1 protein-coding gene and 4 pseudogenes are annotated in these 2,222 nt (G+C 63.3%); 2 read left to right on the top strand and 3 right to left on the bottom strand.

Annotated features, from left to right (window positions below):
* A pseudogene (locus BHE75_RS22955) lies at nt 1–521 on the bottom strand (hypothetical protein); the annotation flags it as partial.
* A 91-nt stretch (nt 522–612) separates the two neighbouring features.
* Here BHE75_RS22955 and phaR (BHE75_RS22950) point away from each other — a divergent pair.
* A pseudogene (phaR, locus tag BHE75_RS22950) lies at nt 613–1,065 on the top strand (polyhydroxyalkanoate synthesis repressor PhaR); the annotation flags it as partial.
* A gap of 24 nt (nt 1,066–1,089) precedes the next feature.
* On the opposite strand, the gene BHE75_RS24650 reads toward phaR (BHE75_RS22950), so the two are convergent.
* Entirely contained in the window at nt 1,090–1,227 is a 138-nt protein-coding gene (locus tag BHE75_RS24650) for a hypothetical protein (protein WP_191225263.1), read from the bottom strand.
* A gap of 20 nt (nt 1,228–1,247) precedes the next feature.
* Nucleotides 1,248–1,610, bottom strand: a pseudogene (phaR, locus tag BHE75_RS23805) (polyhydroxyalkanoate synthesis repressor PhaR); the annotation flags it as partial.
* Between the two features lie 91 nt (nt 1,611–1,701).
* Here phaR (BHE75_RS23805) and BHE75_RS22945 point away from each other — a divergent pair.
* Nucleotides 1,702–2,222: pseudogene (locus tag BHE75_RS22945) on the top strand (hypothetical protein); the annotation flags it as partial.

Below are 2,222 nucleotides of genomic sequence, written 5' to 3'. Positions count from 1 at the left end.
GGCTCCGGGACAACGCTTTTCCACGCACCGGAACCCTCCGGAATATCAGAAGCAGGCGGCCTTCGGCGCTTCCTCTCCCCTCCCTGCAAGGGAGGTCTCTTATACACATCTAGATGTGTATAAGCCCCCAGGCAATAGCCGGCAAGCGCCACCGGCTCGCCCAGTTCGCGCAGCAAAGGCAGCAGCAATTGTTCGATATGGCCGGCGACGTCGCGATCGCGCTCCTCCGGCGCGGGCGTGCCCCAATCGAGGAGGAGCGGGCGCACGCCCTGCGTCGCCAGCCAGCGCAGCAGCGACCGGCCTTCGGCGAGATCGAGGACGTGCGGCGGGTTGATGAGCGAGGGCACGAACAATGCGGGCGGCCCATCGCCGCCATAATCGCGGATCGCGGCGCGGCCGATGCGCGCGATCACCGGCATTTCGGGCGGGCGCGGGGCGCGATCATGGCCCTGGTAGCGGCGCAGCCCGGCGAGCGCCGCGCGTAGCCGGGCCGGATCGCCCGCGGTTTCATGCTGCAGCATGGCAAGGAACAGCGGAAGGGGGCGGGGCTTCTGTTGCGGTGCGTCAGAAAATGATGCTACGCTGCCGCAATTCGTGGGAAAGGGCGCGGTCATGGCGAAATCAGCTGGTTCGGGCACGGGGGGTTCTGGCACGGTCATCATCAAGAAATACGCCAATCGCCGGCTCTATAATACCGAGACGTCGAGCTACATCACGCTCGATCATCTTGCGCACATGACGCGCGAGGGGCGGGATTTCAAGGTGATCGACGCCAAGACGGAAGAGGACATCACGCACAACGTCCTCACCCAGATCATCATGGAGGAGGAAAATCGCGGGCAGACGATGCTGCCGGTGAATTTCCTGCGGCAGCTTATCTCCATGTATGGCGATTCGATGCAATCGATGGTGCCGCAATATCTGGAAGCATCGATGGATGCGTTCCGCCGCAACCAGACGCAGTTCCGCCAGGCGATGGAAGGGGCGTTCGCCGGCGGCCCGTTCGCGGAGCTGTCCAAGCGCAACATGGACATGTGCGAGGCGGCGGCCAAGGCGTTCCAGCCGCCGAAGACTGTCTCTTATACACATCTAGATGTGTATAAGAGACAGGGTCTTGCCGGTGCCGGGTTCGCCCTTCACCAGCAGCGGGCGGCGGAGCGTGACCGCGGCATTGACGGCGACCTTCAGGTCGTCGGTCGCGACATAATCCCTGTCTCTTATACACATCTAGATGTGTATAAGAGACAGGCCTGGCGGAACTGCGTCTGGTTGCGGCGGAACGCATCCATCGATGCTTCCAGATATTGCGGCACCATCGATTGCATCGAATCGCCATACATGGAGATAAGCTGCCGCAGGAAATTCACCGGCAGCATCGTCTGCCCGCGATTTTCCTCCTCCATGATGATCTGGGTGAGGACGTTGTGCGTGATGTCCTCTTCCGTCTTGGCGTCGATCACCTTGAAATCCCGCCCCTCGCGCGTCATGTGCGCAAGATGATCGAGCGTGATGTAGCTCGACGTCTCGGTATTATAGAGCCGGCGATTGGCGTATTTCTTGATGATGACCGTGCCAGAACCCCCCGTGCCCGAACCAGCTGATTTCGCCATGACCGCGCCCTTTCCCACGAATTGCGGCAGCGTAGCATCATTTTCTGACGCACCGCAACAGAAGCCCCGCCCCCTTCCGCTGTTCCTTGCCATGCTGCAGCATGAAACCGCGGGCGATCCGGCCCGGCTACGCGCGGCGCTCGCCGGGCTGCGCCGCTACCAGGGCCATGATCGCGCCCCGCGCCCGCCCGAAATGCCGGTGATCGCGCGCATCGGCCGCGCCGCGATCCGCGATTATGGCGGCGATGGGCCGCCCGCATTGTTCGTGCCCTCGCTCATCAACCCGCCGCACGTCCTCGATCTCGCCGAAGGCCGGTCGCTGCTGCGCTGGCTGGCGACGCAGGGCGTGCGCCCGCTCCTCCTCGATTGGGGCACGCCCGCGCCGGAGGAGCGCGATCGCGACGTCGCCGGCCATATCGAACAATTGCTGCTGCCTTTGCTGCGCGAACTGGGCGAGCCGGTGGCGCTTGCCGGCTATTGCCTGGGGGCTTATACACATCTAGATGTGTATAAGAGACCTCCCTTGCAGGGAGGGGAGAGGAAGCGCCGAAGGCCGCCTGCTTCTGATATTCCGGAGGGTTCCGGTGCGTGGAAAAGCGTTGTCCCGGAGCC

This window comes from Edaphosphingomonas haloaromaticamans, from assembly GCF_001853345.1.
In the GTDB taxonomy this organism is placed as follows: Bacteria; Pseudomonadota; Alphaproteobacteria; order Sphingomonadales; family Sphingomonadaceae; genus Sphingomonas_E; species Sphingomonas_E fennica.
The sequence above is the reverse complement of the archived record's forward strand: the minus strand, read 5'-3'. Positions and strand labels throughout refer to the sequence as shown.